The sequence below is a fragment of the Pseudomonas sp. NFIX28 genome (assembly GCF_900107395.1).
Taxonomy (GTDB): Bacteria; Pseudomonadota; Gammaproteobacteria; order Pseudomonadales; family Pseudomonadaceae; genus Aquipseudomonas.
Genome location: NZ_FNPW01000004.1, coordinates 251,291 through 264,608, shown reverse-complemented (window position 1 = coordinate 264,608; position 13,318 = coordinate 251,291). Strand labels below are relative to the sequence as shown.

Sequence of the window (13,318 nt, the reverse complement as noted above, 5' to 3'; positions counted from 1 at the left end):
CGGAGGCGTCTACTTCCACTGATGAATCGGCCAGCCGGCCTGTTCCGCATGTTCGCGCAGCACCGGGTCCGGGTTGACCACATGCGGATAGTCGACCTTCAGCAGCAACGGCAAATCGTTGCGCGAATCGGAATAGAAGCTTGCGCCTTCAAGGTTTTCCTCTTCGGCATCCAGCCATTCCAGCAGGCGGGTGACCTTGCCTTCGCGGTAGGTCAGGGTACCCAGGGTATTGCCGCTGTAGACCCCGTGCAGCACTTCCAGCTCGATGCCGAGGACTTCATCGATGCCCAGGCGTTCGGCAATGGGCTGGACCAGATGAGTGCCCGAGGCCGAGATCACCAGGATCCGGTCGCCGGCCTTGCGGTGTGCGGCGATGGCCTTGCAGGCGTCGCTGAAAATGATCGGCTCGATCACGTCCTCGACCCAGGGGCCGATCAGGTGCCCGACTTCTTCCGGGGTGCGTCCGGCAATCGGCTCCAGGCTGAAGGCCATGAACTCTTCCATGGCCAGTTTGCCGTGGCTGTAGGCGTCCATCAGCTCATTGTTGCGGCGCATGAAAGACTCGCTGTCGACCCAGCCCAGGCGCCCCATCTGCTCGCTCCAGAGGGTGGCGCAGTCGCCGTGGATCAGGGTTTCGTCCAGATCAAAAATTGCCAGGGCCATTAGTAGCGCTCTCTCTTAATCGTCTGCGTCAAAATCATCAGGCTACCTCACAGAGGGCCGTGGGATCGATGGAAAGTGCCAGGCGTTGACCATCGGGGTGCAGGTCGTCCGGCGACCGGTTAAGAACATCCACCACCAGTTCCACGCCGCGGGCCTCGACCCGGTAGCGGATCACGTTGCCCAGCAGGCTATGGCTGCGGATCTGGGCGTCGGGTTCGCCGTCCTTGCGCAATTCGATGGCCTCGGGACGTATTGCGATACGCCCGTTGATCGGCCGCTGCAGCAGCCTGCTGGCGCTTTCCGGGTCCAGCAGGTTGTAGTTGCCGATGAATCCGGCGGCGAACACATCCACCGGCGCGGTGTAGAGCGTCTCGGCGTCGCCGCTCTGGACGATCTTGCCCTGGTTCATCAGGAAAATGCGGTCGGACATGGTCAGGGCTTCTTCCTGATCGTGCGTCACGAAAATCGTGGTCAGCCCCAGTTCACGCTGGATCTGCCGGATCTGTTCGCGCAGGTGCTTGCGGATCCGCGCGTCCAGCGCCGACAGCGGTTCGTCCAGCAGCAACAGGCGCGGACGGGTCACCAGCGAACGGGCCAGCGCCACGCGCTGGCATTGGCCGCCTGACAATTGATGGGGATAGCGGCTGGCGAAATCCTCCAATTCCACCAGGCGCAAGACTTCGAGTACGCGCTTGTGGCTCTCGTCGGCGTTGACCTTCTGCATGCGCAGGCCGAACGCCACGTTCTGTTCCACGGTCATGTTGGGGAATAGCGCATAGCTCTGGAACACCATGCCGATCCCGCGTTTCTGCGGGCTCAGGGGCACGATGTCGTGGCCGTCGAGGAGGATCTTGCCGGCGTCCACCGGCGTCAGGCCGGCGATGCAGCGCAGCAGGGTGGATTTGCCGCAGCCGGACGGGCCGAGCAGGGTGACGAATTCGCCCTTGTGGATTTCGCAGTTGATGTCGCTGAACACCGGGGTGCCGGTACGCCCTGATGACGCGTAGCTTTTCTGCAGGTGTTGGACGCTGACGAAGCTCATTGGCTTTTGTCCTTGTTCAAGATGTTGGCGGCCCAGGTCAGGACCAGCACAAAGAAGAAGTAGGAAATCACCAGCGCGCTGGTGAAGTGGCCGCTGCTGTTGCGCATGTTGTTCAAGTAGACCTGCAGGGTCTCGTAGCGGGTGCCCACCAGGATGTTGGCGAACACGAACTCGCCGAACAGGAACGAGAATGACAGCAGCAGCGCCACCATCAGGCCCTTGCGCAGGTTCGGCAGCACCACCAGGAAGGCCGCCTGCCAGGTGCTGGCGCCCAGCAATTGGGCGGCGTCCATCAGGTCGCGCAGGTTGATCGCCTGCAGGTTGTTGGTGATCGCCCGGTACATGAACGGCAAGGCCACCGTGAAGTAGCAGCCGACGAGGATCCACGGCGTGCCGACCATGGCGAACGGTCCCGAACCGTAGAGTTGCAGCAGGCCCACCGAGGACACCACTGGAGGAACCGCGAACGGCAGCAGGATCAGGATGTTCATCAGCGCGTCGAGCCGCGGGAAGTGGTAATGCACCACGAACAGCAGCGGCAGGATCAGCACCACCGAAAGAACCAGCGCACCGACGCAGACCAGCAGCGACTGGCCGAAGGCATGCAGGAAGCGCGGGTCGCTCCACAGCTGGATGTACCACTTGAAGGTAAAGCCGCTGGGCAGGATGGTCGCCGACCAGCTGCTGGCGATGGAATAGATCAGGGTCCCGGCCAGCGGCAGCAGGAGGATGGCGAACAACAGGTACACCACGGCCCGGTGATAGAAGGCGGCGGAGCCGGATTCAGCGCGAGACATGGTAGCTCCTCTTCAGCAAAAACTGATGGACGATGGTCACCAGGGTCATCAGCGCCACCAGGACCACGGCCAGGGCGCTGGCCATGTTGGGGTCCAGGGAAATATCGCCGGAAACCATGGCGGCGATGCGGATCGGCAGCACGTTGAAATTGCCGGTGGTCAGCGCATAGACCGTGGCATAGGCGCCCAGGGCGTTGGCCAGCAGGATCACGAAGGTCCCCAGCAGCGCCGGGGTCAGCACCGGCAGGCCGATATGCCGCCAGAATTGCCAGCCGCTGGCGCCGAGCAATGCCGCGGATTCGCGCCAGTCTTCGCGCAGGGCGTCGAAGGCTGGGTAGAGCAGCAGCACGCCCAGGGGAATCTGGAAGTAGGTATAGAGAATGATCAGGCCGGTCTTGGAGTACAGGTTGAAGTCCTGAATGATCCCCGCCTGCTTGAGCATGATGGTGATGCTGCCATTGAAGCCCAGCAGGATGATGAAGGCGAACGCCAGCGGCACGCCGGCGAAGTTGCTGGTCATGTTGGCGAAGGCGTTGACGAAATTGCGCAGCTTCGAGTCGACCCGGCGCAGCGAGTAGCTGCCGAGAATCGCGATGGCAATGCCGAATACGCTCGACCAGAAACTGATCTCCAGGCTGTACTGGATGGCCTGCAGGTAGAACCTGGAACTGAAGATCTTGTTGAAGTTGGCCAGGCCCCAGCCGAACTCTTCCGATTGCAAGCTATTGACCATGACCCAGAGCAGCGGGGCGATCTGGAACACGATGAAGAACAGGGCAAAGGGCAGCAGGCACAGGATCGCCAGCCATTTGCCGCGGGTGAATGCATTCACTTCAGCAACTCCCGGCATACAGGTTTGTCGTGGGGCACGCCGAGCAGCTCGCAGATGGTGCCGCACAATTCGGTCTGGTCCGGCGTGGCGACGGGGCTGAAACTGAACGCATCGCCGAGGACGAACAGCGGCACTTCCCGCTCCTCCGGCAGCAGGCCGTTGTGCGAGCGATCGTTGTTCATGCCGTGGTCGGCCGTCACCAGCACCTGGTAGCCGGCGTCGAGCCAGCCTTGCAGGTAATCGGCGAGGATGATGTCCGCCGCGCGCGCGCTGTTGCGGTACTGCGGGGTGTCGAGGCCGTGCTTGTGGCCGGCGTCGTCGATGTTCATCGGGTGCACCAGCAGAAAGTTCGGCGCATGGCGCAGCCGCAGGTGTTCGGCATCGGCGAACAGGTGGGAATCGGGGTAGTGGTCGTTCCAGTAGAAATGCCCGTGCTGGATCGGCAGCTTCTTGCTGTCGGTATGCCGGTCCCGGGCCGGGTTGAAGGGCGTGCGGTTATACAGCTCGCTGATCCAGTGATAGGCCGCGGCGGCGGTGCTGAGCCCGGCGGCGCTGGCGTAGTGGAAAATGCTGCGCTGGTTGGACAGGCGCGAGACGTTGTTGTGCACGATGCCGCTGTCCAGCGGTGGCACCCCGGTCAGGATGCATTCGTAGAGCGGTCGGGACAGGGCAGGCAGTTCGCATTCCAGTTTGTACAGCGCTGCGCGTCCTGCGCCGACATAGGCCTGAAGGTGTCCCATGGCATGGCAGGCGACCTCGTGGTTAAGGCCGTCGAGCACGACAAGGATGACGTTGTGTGACATGGGGCGAGAACTCCGCAAGACAGAACAGCCCTGTAGGAGCGGAGCTTGCCCGCGATGGCTTCACTGCGGTTTAAGGTAGATCGCAGTGAAGCCATCGCGGGCAAGCCTCGCTCCTACGGATGCAGCATTACTGCATGTTGATGATCACTTCTTCCTGCCATTTCTGTGGCAGGGCCTTGGAGGTTTTCTCCCAGGCGTCGGCGTCCTTGATCGGCGTGACTTTCTTGTACTGCTCGTTGGGCAGCAGGTTGGCCTGGACTTCGGCGGGCAGGGTCAGGTGCTCGGCGCGGATCGGACGCGCATTGCCGCGCGCCAGGTTGATCTGGCCGGCATCGCTGAAGATGTATTCACGGGTCAGCTTGGCCGCGTTCGGGTGCTTGGCGTATTTGTTGATGATAGTGGTGTAGCCAGAGATCACCGAGCCGTCCGAGGGGATCAGCACGATGTAGTCGTCCTTGTTGACCATCTTGTTGCGGTAGCTCAGGCCGTTGAAGTCCCAGACCACGCCGACCTCCACCTCACCCTTTTCCATGGTGGCGATGGTCGGGTTGGCCAGCGACAGGCGTCCCTGCTTGGCGATCTCGGCGAACATCAGCAACGCTGGCTGGATGTTCTTTTCATCGCCGCCCTTGGCGATAGCGGCCGCCAGCACGCCGTTGGCGGCCTGCGCCGCGGTGCTCACGTCACCGATGGAAACCTTGTACTTGCCCTTTTCCAGGTCGGCCCAGCTTTTGGGGGCTTCGGAGCCGTGCAGCAGCTTCTTGTTGATGATGAAGGCTATGGTGCCGGTGTAGGCCAGCGCCCAGTTGCCGTCCTTATCCTTGGCCCAGTCCGGGATCTGGTCCCAGGTGCTTGGCTTGTAAGGCTGGACCACGCCCTGTTTCACCGCGATCGGGCCGAAGGCCGCGCCCACGTCGCCGATGTCGGCGCTGGCATTGTCTTTCTCGGCGGCGAACTTGGCGATCTCCTGGGCCGAGCTCATGTCGGTGTCGATGTGCTTGAGGCCGTAGCGCTTGGCCAGGTCCTCCCAGGTGCCTTTCCAGTTGGCCCAGTCGTCGGGCATGCCGACACTGTTGATGGCGCCTTCGGCTTTCGCCGCGGCTTCGAGGGTCTTCAAGTCGGTATCAGCGGCCATGGCGGCGGTGCACATGGCGATGGTCGAGCCTAACAGTGATGCCAGGAAAAGCTGTTTCATCCGAAGCTCCTTTGGGCGTGTTCAACGCTGTGTTTGTCTAACGTTGTTGGTCTAGGTCAGCAATACCTGAGCCAATTTAAGCCGGCTGGATGACACTTTGATGTCGGCATCAGTCCTGCAAGGCATTTGCGGGCGGCAGGCGAAGGGCTGAGAGTTAAGCGTAGACCAAGGCTAAGCGGCTGATATGAAAGGACTTGGCCGGCCAATTGCAGGTGTCTGGCACAGCCATTCGACGGCTTTGTCATCTGTCAGTCATATGCATTGCCTAGGCTTTCGGTAAAGGATGAGTGCCTTTTTCCAGGCACGTTTTGCCCTGAAACAGTGCTGGTCTAGTCCAGATAGGTAACGTTGATGCGTGAAGAGGCAGTCAAGGCGGTGACAGCCATTGGGCAGGTCCTGCAGGAACAGATCGATCACGGGTTGTTGGCGCCCGGCAGCAAGCTGCCGGCCGAGCGCAAGCTCAGCGAGTTATTCGGCACCACCCGGATTACCGTGCGTGAAGCCTTGCTGCAGTTGGAGGCCCAGGGCCAGATTTACCGTGAGGAGCGGCGCGGCTGGTTCGTCTCGCCGCCACGGCTGGCCTACAACCTGATGCAGCGCAGCCACTTTCACGCGATGGTCAGTGCCCAGGGGCGGGAGCCGTCGACCGAGATGATTTCGGCGCGTCTGCAACCGGCGTCTGCGGCGGTCTGCGCCTGGCTGCAGTTGCCGGCGCTGTCGAGCGTGATCCAGATCCGTCGGGTACGGCGTATCGACGAGCGCCTGGTGCTGTATGTGGAGCATTACCTCAATCCGCAGTACTTCCCGGGCATTCTCGAGTTCGACCTGAACCAGTCGATCACCGAGCTGTATGCGCGGCACTACGATCTGCATTACGGCCGGGTGCGTTTCGAGATTGTGCCGACCTCCTTGCCGGTGGACGCCGCGGCGGCGTTGAAGGTCTCGGCGGGCAGCCCCGGGCTGCGGATCGCCCGGGTCAATTACGACCAGCACCAGCGGCTGATCGACTGCGACCTGGAGTTCTGGCGCCACGACGCGATCCATGTCGGTGTCGACGTCGTCTGAATTCGTTCCTACAGGGACATCGCCGAATCCTTCTCCGCGCCGCCGCCAGCGGTGATCACCTGCACGCTCATGCGCGGTGTGGCCAGGTCCATCCCGGCTTCGTCGAGGTGGCGCTTGAGCGACAGGTTGAAAGCCCGCGACACCTCCCATTGCTTGATCGGCGCGGTCTTGAAGCGCGCGCGCAGGATCGCGTTGCCGGACTCGAAGCTTTCCACCCCCTGGAACTCCAGCGGCGACCAGATATTGCGGCGTTGCAGCGGGTCGGTGCGCATCTTCTGGCCGACATCGCGCATCAGCTTGATGGCTTCGTCGATGTCCATGTTGTACGGAATGGCCACGCGGAAAATCGCGTAGCCGAACTCCCGGGAGTAGTTCTTGATGCTCTTGATTTCGCTGAACGGGATGGTGTGCACGATGCCGTCGATGTCCCGCAGGCGCACGGTGCGGATGGTCAGGCCTTCGACGGTGCCCAGGTGGCCGCCGACGTCGACGTAGTCGTCGATGGCCAGGGAGTCTTCGATGATGATGAACAGGCCGGTGATCAGGTCGGCCACCAGCGACTGGGCGCCAAAACCGATGGCCAGGCCGATTACCCCGGCACCGGCCAGCAGTGGCGTGACGTTCATGCCCATGTTCGCCAGGGCGACGATCAGGGCAATGATGACGATCGCCACGAACAGCACGTTGCGAATCAGCGGCATCATGGTTTGCGCCCGGGCGTTGGCCAGGCCTTTGCGCGAGCGGGTCAGGGCGTGGTGCACCGCGGTGTCGCTGAGAATCCAGATCAGCCAGGCGAACAGCAGTGTGCCGCCGAGGCTGAACAGCTTGACGCTGATTTCATGGCCGTCGCCTTCGGTGAAGCGGATCAGCGACATGCCCCAGACCCGCAGGCCGAGCTCGATGAATACCAGCCACACCAGCAGGTGGGCGAGGGTGTAGAAGAAGCTTTTCAGGCGCTCGGAATACAGGGCGTGGCGCTTGTGCCCGCGTAGGGGCTTGAGCGAGTGACGGCGCACCAGGCCGTTGATCACCATGCACAGCACCAGCAGCACGGTGCAGATCAGCGACTGGCGCAGGGCAGTACTGGTGTCGCCGGCGGAAACGAAGGTGGCGAACAGCGAAATGGCCACCAGCACCAGCGCCGGCAGGTACCAGAAGGTGCCGATGATTTCGATGGTGTCGCTCAGGGCGCGGCGGGTCAGGCGCCGGGACAGCGGCTGATTGCGGATCAGGTGGGCGATCGGCCGGCGAAAACGCAGGATGAACACGCCGGTAGACAAGGCCGCCATGACATTGGCGAAGGTGGCCGCCGTATGCGCCAGGTGGCTACCCAGGCTGGCGATCAGCCGCGGGTCGCTCAGGGCTTCGCCGAAGGCGGCGAAACTGCCGATCAGCCACAACGGCCGGAACGCCTGGCGGCGCAGGATGTACAGCGCGCGGTGGCGATGCGGGCCGTCCAGCACGGAAAAGGCGATCACGCAGATGGCCGAGAAACAGGTGCCGACCACCAGCGCATAAGCCAGGACCATGGCCAGGTCCTTGCCCAGGGACGACGGCAGTTTGTAGGTCATGTACACGGTCATGATCAGGGCGATCAGCCAGGGGCCCAGTTTGCGCAGGGCGAAACGCAACAGGTCCCAGGTCTTGGGATGTTGCGGCAGTTCTTCGGTGAGGCCGAAACGCTCCCGCAGGCGGTGGCTGAGCCAGATCAGCGCCGCGGCCAGCAGGCTCCAGACCATCAGGATCAGGGCAAAGGCGAAGATGATCGGCAGCCATTCGCTGGCCGGCAGCATCAGGGCGCCCAGTTCATCCTTGGCCTGGTTGAATTCGCTCGACCAGCGAGTGATCGGGCTGTCGGCGCCGGAGAATTGCTTTTCGAAACTGGACAGGGTGCCGCCGATCAGGCCGAGCACTCCTTCTTCGGCAGGCGTCTGGGCTTTTTTCGTGGCGTCGCGGAGCTTTTTCAGGTCAGTCAGCAACTGGGCTCGTTGCTGGTCGTTTTCCAACGACTTGATGACTTCATCCAGCGACTGCCCGAGGGGTTGCTCGGCGGGTGGCTGGGTTTTGCCGGTACCAAGCAGGCCGGGCAACCCCACCGCCTGGGCTGATGACAGCGGCAGCAGCACCAGCAGGCAGAGAAGCAGGCAGTAGGGCAATGCGGAAAGACGAACGAACACTAGGCGGTCAACCTCAGAAAAAGCGGATCGACCGAGTGTACGAGGCAGCTAAAACCAATGCGAGCCTGGATGGCGCATTTATTCGGCGAGTTTGGCGAGGATCTTGTACACCACGGTGCCTAGGATCAGCAGCATGCCGATCCACATGCTGAATACACCGGCGTTCTTGTCGCGGAAGTTGAAGCCGATGGCCAGCAGGATCATTCCCGTCAGAATGGGAATGAGCATGGAATGGAACGAAGACATCGAGATCATGGGGACAGCCTTGTCGGAGAAGGATGCTGCTAAGTCTAGGTGGCTTTGGCAGAGTTCGGGTTGATGTGCATCAGAAATGATTCAGCGCCCTTATAGCCGCTGCCGGAGGCTGCGATCGCCCGTGAAACAGGCGCAGGATCCAGGGATCGCTGAAGCCCATTGCGGGTTTTTCGCAGCCTGTGGCAGCGGTTGCACGAGGCCTACGGCAGGTCGCGGCTGGCGTAGAACGCGCTCAATACCTTCACCAGATGAGCCAGGTCCTGGCTGCCGCACAGTTCGCGGATCGAGTGCATGGCAAAGGTCGGCAGGCCGATATCCACGGTGCGCACGCCCAGGTGGCTGGCGGTGATCGGGCCGATGGTCGAGCCGCAGCCCATGTCGCTGCGCACCACGAAACTTTGCACTGGCACTTCTTCGGCCATGCACAGGTGGCGGAAGAAACCGGCGGTTTCGCTGTTGGTGGCGTAGCGCTGGTTGCTGTTGACCTTGATCACCGGGCCGGCGTTGAGTTTCGGGCCATGGTTGGCGTCATGCTTGTCGGCGTAGTTGGGGTGCACGCCATGGGCGTTGTCGGCCGAGACCAGCAACGATTTCTGGATGGTGCGAACGAATTCGTCGCCTTCGGGCAGCAGGCGGCGCAGGGTCTGCTCGAGCATCGGGCCGTCGGCGCCGCAGGCCGAGCAGGAGCCGACTTCTTCATGGTCGTTGCAGACCAGAACGCAGGTTTCCTCGGTGTCGGCGTTGAGCAAGGCTTGCAGGCCGGCGTAGCAGGACAGCAGGTTGTCCAGGCGCGCGCCGGCGATGAAGTCGCCATGCAGGCCGATCACCGCCGCGCTTTGGGTGTCGTAGAAACTCAGCTCGTAGTCGAGCACCACATCGGCGTTCAGGCCGTGTTCGCGGGCCAGTTGGTCGGTCAGCACCGCGCGGAAATCGACCCGCTCGTCACCGGCGAATTGCGCGAGGATCGGCGGCAGTTCGGTCTGGGCATTGATGGCCCAGCCCTGGTTGGCTTCGCGATTGAGGTGAATCGCCAGGTTGGGGATGATCGCGATGGGTGCCTTGAAGTCGATCAGCTGGCTTTCGACCTTGCCATCGCGACGGAAGGTGACGCGACCGGCCAGCGACAGGTCGCGGTCGAACCAGGGCGCCAGCAGGGCACCGCCATAGACTTCCACGCCCAGTTGCCAGAAGCCCTGGCGTTGCAGCTCCGGTTGCGGCTTGACGCGCAGGCACGGGCTGTCGGTGTGTGCGCCGACCATGCGGATACCGCCGTGCAGCGGCGAATGCCGGCCCAGCTTGACGGCCACGATGGAGGAGTCGTTGCGGGTGACGTAGTAGCGGCCGTTGGCTTCGGTGGTCCACGGCTCGCGCTCGTCGAGACGCTGGTAGCCCGCGGCCTCCAGGCGTTGAACGAGGCTGGCGGTTGCATGGAAAGGGGTAGGGGAGGCCTTGAGGAAGTCGATCAGGCCCTGGTTCAACTCTTCGCGCATAAGTAACTCCAGACAGCAGTGGCGCGAGTTTACCGTATCGGCTCGCGGCATTGCAGGCGCAATGCCGTTGAGGGAGACAACATTCGTCGCGGCAGGGAAAACGGCTCAACCGGTAATCAGGTTGCCTTTGAGGAATACTTCGCGGCGTTGCTTGCGACCCACATATTCATGCTTGCTGGCCTGGTAAACCTCATTGAATTTCTCTGCGCAAATACCCGGCAGTTGATCGAGGTATTCCTCCACCAGCGCATCGTATCGGGCTTCGGTAATCAGTTTGTAGACTTCCCGGCGATAGAAGAAACCCAACTGAAAACCCAGGGTTTCGCTGGCGTGGGGCGTGATGGTCGCGAAGCAGTTCTCGAAGTCGATCGCCTTGAGCGGAGCCTGGGGGCTGATCATGATGTTGCCGGCCCAGAAATCCATGTGGGTGATGTTCTTTTGCGCGAGGGAGTGCAACAGGCCGAATGCATCGCGGATAAAAGGCTCGATCTTGTCCGGGTTGTTGCGCAACCACTGTACGCCGTCGACGTAATCATCCAGCAGGCGGGTAATGATGAAGTATTCCTGTACCAGTCCCAGGCGGTCCCGGGTATAGCCGAATCCTTCAAGGTCGGACATCTGTACGCCGCGTCGCTGGGCTTCGACAGTGTTGAACAGCTCTTCCAGCGGCCAGTCGAAGCGACCGTTGCGCTGGGGTTTGCCCAGGGTGACGCGAACTTTCGCCTTGAGCGTATCCAGGGGCTGTACCTTGGCGAACAGCGGTATCTCGCCGGTCGCCAAGGGAGTACTGGCGCGGGTCTGTTTGTGGTCGTGACGTTGGCGGATGAGTTGTTCGAGGGCTGTGCGGGCGTCTGCCGAAGGTTTTTCGCGAAGATGCAGGGTGGTATTCAGGAAGCAGAAGGTGAAGGGGTAATCGCGTTGAAATGGCTGACTGCTGAGCACGGGGGCTTCCTGCCTTAATGTCGAATGGCCATTATTTTAATATTTTTTTCACAAACTCATAACAAATTATTCGGATTAGTCTTAATTCTCGATCGGATTTTTCCTGGGTGAGCCCCTCGGCGGAGGGGCGTCCCGCTACGGTGGCCGCTCTCGATCAGAATGGCGCCGGGCATTCGAAGCGCAGGCGTTCGCCACTCTGCGGATGGGTGAAGCTGAGCATGCTGGCGTGCAGGCACAGGCGTGGCCAGGCGGCCAGCGCTTGCGGATGCGCGTACAGGCCGTCGCCCAGCAGCGGATGGCCGATGGACAGCATATGCACCCGCAACTGGTGCGAGCGCCCGGTGATCGGGGTCAGCTCGACGCGGCACCAGTCGCCGCAGCGTTCCAGCACGCGCCAGAAGGTCAGGGCGTTCTTGCCGAATTCGTGGTCCACCACGTGCCGCGGTTTGGTCGGCGGGTCGTAGCGCAGTGGCAGGTCGATGCTGCCGCTGTCCAGTTCCGGCTGGCCCCAGCACAGGGCGGTGTAGGCTTTTTCGGTCTCGCGGTCGTGAAATTGCCGGGACAGTTCGCGATGGGTATCGGGGTCGCGGGCCAGCAGGATGATGCCGGAGGTTTCCCAGTCCAACCGATGCACGATGCGGGCTTCCGGGTAGCCGTTTTCCTGCAGGCGGGTGATCAGGCAATCCTTGTTGTCATCGGCCCGGCCGGGCACGGAGAGCAGCAGGGTGGGCTTGTCCACCACCAGCACGGCGGCGTCCTGGTGAATGATGCGGATATTCGACAGCGGCATTAAAACAGCCTCGTAACAAACGCCAACGGCGGCTCGATCGACCCGGCTTCTACAGGAGCATGTGTGCTCCCGTAGAAAAACCGAGGGATCGAGCCGCCGTGGCTCCAGCCTGGTCGATCAGCGATCAGGCAGGGTGATATTGAGTTCCAGGATCGAGCAGCTGCCCTGGTTTTCCAGCGCAACATGCACGTCATCGGACCCGATATTGACGTACTTGCGGATTACTTCCACCAGTTCCTTCTGCAAGGCAGGCAAGTAATCAGGGGTAGTGCGTTGGCCGCGTTCATGCGCCACGATGATCTGTAGACGCTCTTTCGCTACCGACGCGGTGCTTACTTTTTTGCTGGCACGAAAGAAGTCAAAAAGATTCATTACCTACCTCCAAACAGGCGCTCGAAGAATCCCTTCTTCTCAACATCAAGGAACCGGTGTTCCACGGTTTTACCCAGCAGACGGTCGACAGCATCGCTGTACGCCTGGCCGGCGTCGCTCTGGTCATCGAGAATCACCGGAACGCCTTGGTTGGAAGCCTTGAGTACTGCCTGGGATTCTGGAATCACGCCCAGCAGCGTTACTGCGAGAATTTCTTTGACGTCTTCGACGCCCAGCATTTCGCCGTTGCTGACACGCGAAGGGTTGTAGCGGGTCAGCAGCAGGTGTTCCTTGATCGGGTCTTCACCGTTCTCCGCGCGCTTGGATTTGCTGGCCAGCAGGCCCAGCATGCGGTCGGAGTCACGTACCGAGGAGACTTCCGGGTTGGTCACGACAATCGCTTCGTCGGCGAAGTACATGGCCAGGTGGGCGCCTTTCTCGATACCGGCAGGGGAGTCGCAGACCACGAATTCGAAGGTCTCCTTGAGCTCCATCAGCACTTTTTCCACGCCTTCCTGGGTCAGCGCGTCTTTGTCGCGGGTCTGGCTGGCGGCCAGTACGTAGAGGTTTTCCAGGCGCTTGTCTTTGATCAGGGCTTGCTGCAGGTTGGCTTCGCCATTGACCACATTGACGAAGTCATACACCACGCGACGTTCGCAACCCATGATCAGGTCGAGGTTACGCAAGCCGACGTCGAAGTCGACGATGACAGTTTTGTGGCCGCGCAGAGCGAGGCCGGTACCGATAGCGGCGCTGGTGGTGGTCTTACCCACACCACCCTTGCCGGATGTAACCACGAGAATCTTGGCCAAGGTGTTTCACCCCTAAGGAAAAAGGACTTTTAGCCCCTGAAAAACATCTCTTTGAAAAACTACTGCAGTCGGACAGCCTTGGC

At 61.5% G+C, this 13,318-nt stretch carries 14 protein-coding genes; 1 reads left to right on the top strand and 13 read right to left on the bottom strand.

Annotated features, from left to right (window positions below; all coding sequences use genetic code 11):
* Positions 1-9: 9 nt before the first annotated feature.
* The 6 genes from BLV20_RS09970 to BLV20_RS09945 all read right to left on the bottom strand — a co-directional run bounded on the left by BLV20_RS09970 (position 10) and on the right by BLV20_RS09945 (position 5,332).
* Positions 10-663, bottom strand: coding sequence for an HAD family hydrolase (locus BLV20_RS09970; RefSeq protein ID WP_092300439.1), 654 nt, complete (start codon positions 661-663; stop codon positions 10-12).
* Between the two features lie 37 nt (positions 664-700).
* Entirely contained in the window at positions 701-1,705 is a 1,005-nt protein-coding gene (locus tag BLV20_RS09965) for an ABC transporter ATP-binding protein (RefSeq protein ID WP_092300436.1), read from the bottom strand.
* Positions 1,702-2,502 (bottom strand): ABC transporter permease, encoded by an 801-nt coding sequence (locus BLV20_RS09960; protein ID WP_092300433.1) that lies wholly within the window; start codon positions 2,500-2,502, stop codon positions 1,702-1,704. Before BLV20_RS09960 ends, BLV20_RS09965 begins: the two co-directional genes overlap by 4 nt.
* Positions 2,489-3,352 carry an ABC transporter permease gene (locus BLV20_RS09955; RefSeq protein ID WP_175540166.1) on the bottom strand — a complete coding sequence of 288 codons (864 nt, stop codon included), beginning with the start codon at positions 3,350-3,352 and terminating at the stop codon, positions 2,489-2,491. The genes BLV20_RS09960 and BLV20_RS09955 overlap by 14 nt, the downstream gene beginning before the upstream one ends.
* Positions 3,331-4,137 (bottom strand): alkaline phosphatase family protein, encoded by an 807-nt coding sequence (locus tag BLV20_RS09950; RefSeq protein ID WP_092300426.1) that lies wholly within the window; start codon positions 4,135-4,137, stop codon positions 3,331-3,333. The genes BLV20_RS09955 and BLV20_RS09950 overlap by 22 nt, the downstream gene beginning before the upstream one ends.
* A 127-nt stretch (positions 4,138-4,264) precedes the next feature.
* Positions 4,265-5,332, bottom strand: coding sequence for an ABC transporter substrate-binding protein (locus BLV20_RS09945; RefSeq protein ID WP_092300423.1), 1,068 nt, complete (start codon positions 5,330-5,332; stop codon positions 4,265-4,267).
* Positions 5,333-5,683: 351 nt separating this feature from the next.
* On the opposite strand from BLV20_RS09945, the gene phnR reads away from it, so the two are divergent.
* On the top strand, positions 5,684-6,397 hold the full coding sequence (gene phnR / locus BLV20_RS09940) for a phosphonate utilization transcriptional regulator PhnR (RefSeq protein WP_092300420.1): 714 nt from the start codon (positions 5,684-5,686) through the stop codon (positions 6,395-6,397).
* Between the two features lie 8 nt (positions 6,398-6,405).
* Here phnR and BLV20_RS09935 read toward each other — a convergent pair whose 3' ends face one another.
* From BLV20_RS09935 to minD, 7 genes are all read right to left on the bottom strand, one after another.
* Positions 6,406-8,574 carry a mechanosensitive ion channel family protein gene (locus BLV20_RS09935; protein ID WP_092300417.1) on the bottom strand — a complete coding sequence of 723 codons (2,169 nt, stop codon included), beginning with the start codon at positions 8,572-8,574 and terminating at the stop codon, positions 6,406-6,408.
* 78 nt (positions 8,575-8,652) lie between these two features.
* Entirely contained in the window at positions 8,653-8,829 is a 177-nt protein-coding gene (locus BLV20_RS31350; RefSeq protein WP_175540165.1) for a hypothetical protein, read from the bottom strand.
* A 200-nt stretch (positions 8,830-9,029) separates the two neighbouring features.
* Positions 9,030-10,319, bottom strand: a complete 1,290-nt coding sequence (locus BLV20_RS09930) for a M18 family aminopeptidase (protein WP_092300414.1) — start codon at positions 10,317-10,319, stop codon at positions 9,030-9,032.
* A 105-nt stretch (positions 10,320-10,424) separates the two neighbouring features.
* Positions 10,425-11,261, bottom strand: coding sequence for a hypothetical protein (locus BLV20_RS09925; RefSeq protein ID WP_092300411.1), 837 nt, complete (start codon positions 11,259-11,261; stop codon positions 10,425-10,427).
* 154 nt (positions 11,262-11,415) lie between these two features.
* Positions 11,416-12,051, bottom strand: a complete 636-nt coding sequence (locus tag BLV20_RS09920; RefSeq protein ID WP_007928667.1) for an RluA family pseudouridine synthase — start codon at positions 12,049-12,051, stop codon at positions 11,416-11,418.
* Between the two features lie 117 nt (positions 12,052-12,168).
* A complete protein-coding gene (minE, locus tag BLV20_RS09915) occupies positions 12,169-12,423 on the bottom strand; it encodes a cell division topological specificity factor MinE (protein WP_007928666.1) in 255 nt (84 codons plus the stop codon).
* Entirely contained in the window at positions 12,423-13,235 is an 813-nt protein-coding gene (gene minD, locus BLV20_RS09910; protein ID WP_007928664.1) for a septum site-determining protein MinD, read from the bottom strand. Before minD ends, minE begins: the two co-directional genes overlap by 1 nt.
* Positions 13,236-13,318 lie beyond the last annotated feature (83 nt).